Raw genomic sequence first — 1,776 nt, 5'->3', positions numbered from 1 at the left:
GCTGGAGGACGGCCAGAAGATGGAGTGGTCCAACCCTCCCGAGGCCGGCACCAACTACAGCGACTACATGCGCACGACCCATCTGGGCACGGCGGCGGGCGCTGGCCTGCCGTACGAGCTGATGGCGGGCGACATCCGCGAGGTCAGCGACCGCACGCTGCGCGTCGTGATCAACGACTTCCGCCGCTTTGCCGAGCAGCGCCAGTGGCAGATCGTGATCCCGATGTTCTGCCAGCGCGTGATCGAGTGGTTCGCTGACGCAGCGCTGCTGGCCGGGGAGATCACACTGGCCGAGTACGACGACGTGATTCGCGTAGAGCACGCACCCCACGGCTGGGCCTACATCCACCCCGTGCAGGACGTGCAGGGCAAGGCAGCGGAAGTCACGAACGGTTTCCGCAGCCGCTCCAGTGTCATCGGCGAGCGCGGTGACGACGCCGACACGGTGGACGAAGAGCGCAAGGTCGACATGGACCGCGAGAAGGAGATGGGTCTGTGGGTGGACCCAATGGGTGTCCCTGCTGCACCGGGCGAGGATGACCCGGAAGAGGACGGCATTGACGACGACGAATACAGCGCGCCGCCCAACCCCACGCAGGNCCCAATGGGTGTCCCTGCTGCACCGGGCGAGGATGACCCGGAAGAGGACGGCATTGACGACGACGAATACAGCGCGCCGCCCAACCCCACGCAGGCCCAGCAGCGGGAGATGCACCTGGCGCTGCTCAAGCGCACCGAGGCTGAGACCGACGCGCTGCGCGCACGCGCGGCTGCCGCCAAGGCGCCGCCACCTGCGCCAGTGCCACCTCCGGTAGACCCAACGGCCGAGCAGACCCTGGCGCTACAGAACCGAATTCTCGACCTGCTCGGCGAGGGGGCCGAAGGTGGACAGCAATGATCGCGGCATCCTCACCCTGCTCGCCAAGGCAGTCCGTGACCTGCGCGCTCAGGTCAGCAATCTCGCCCGGCAGCCCGGCCCTCCCGGCAAAGACGGTGTACCCGGCAAGAATGGGCTGGACGGCAAGGACGGTATTGGCCTGCGTGGCGACCCTGGCCCTCGCGGCAGGGACGGTCCCCCAGGAAAGCCTGGCCGAGATGGGGCTCCCGGTAAAGACGGCGAGCGCGGGCCGATGGGCCCTATGCCCAAGCACGAATGGCAAGGCACCAAACTCCGGTTCCAACAAACTGAAGGTCGGTGGGGCAAGTGGGTTGACCTGCAAGGCAAGCCCGGCAAGGCTGGAACCGGCGGTGGCGTGTACGTCAACGCATCCACAGGTGGTGGCTCCGTCAACCCCGGCGACTTCCCCCTTGCCGACACCATCGTGCCCGACGACGAGATGGTCATCGTTCGGGGCGGGGTTCTGATGCGCGTGCGCGTGGTTCTACAGGCAGGTGAAGTGCCGACCAACGCGGTCACAGTCAACGGCGAAGCCGTCACGGTCAACGGTCAATATGTGGTGGTAACAAGCTGATGGAACACGAACTCATACCCGCTGGGGAAATTCACGCACCCCACAATTGGGTCGTCGCGGACGAGGCCGAGCGCCTGGCGCTGGCGCCGACCGAAACGGACGTGCGCAAGTATCTCTACCAGGAGAGCGACAAGACCGAGTGGGTACTGACCGGGCTCGCCCCGGTTGAATGGGCGCAGCACATCGGCCCCACTGGGCCAGCAGGTCCGACAGGCGCAACAGGCGCAACAGGCGCAACAGGCGCAACAGGCGCAACAGGCGCAACAGGCGCAACAGGCGCAACAGGCGCAACAGGCGCAACAGG

The 1,776-nt window shown here is 66.5% G+C and carries 3 protein-coding genes; all 3 read left to right on the top strand.

The window, feature by feature from the left end; genetic code table 11:
• Window positions 1–19: 19 nt before the first annotated feature.
• On the top strand, window positions 20–898 hold the full coding sequence (locus tag I6F10_RS19905) for a phage portal protein (RefSeq protein WP_442960946.1): 879 nt from the start codon (window positions 20–22) through the stop codon (window positions 896–898).
• Window positions 885–1,472 carry a collagen-like protein gene (locus I6F10_RS19900; protein WP_114488096.1) on the top strand — a complete coding sequence of 196 codons (588 nt, stop codon included), beginning with the start codon at window positions 885–887 and terminating at the stop codon, window positions 1,470–1,472. Before I6F10_RS19905 ends, I6F10_RS19900 begins: the two co-directional genes overlap by 14 nt.
• A gap of 101 nt (window positions 1,473–1,573) precedes the next feature.
• Window positions 1,574–1,776: hypothetical protein (locus tag I6F10_RS19895; protein ID WP_197099304.1), on the top strand; the 203-nt coding region annotated here is incomplete at its 3' end.

Source organism: Pseudoalteromonas sp. SWYJZ98 (assembly GCF_015864495.1).
GTDB classification, from domain to species: Bacteria; Pseudomonadota; Gammaproteobacteria; order Enterobacterales; family Alteromonadaceae; genus Pseudoalteromonas; species Pseudoalteromonas distincta.
Note: the sequence above shows the minus strand (reverse complement) of the source record. Positions and strands in the feature narration are given on the sequence as shown.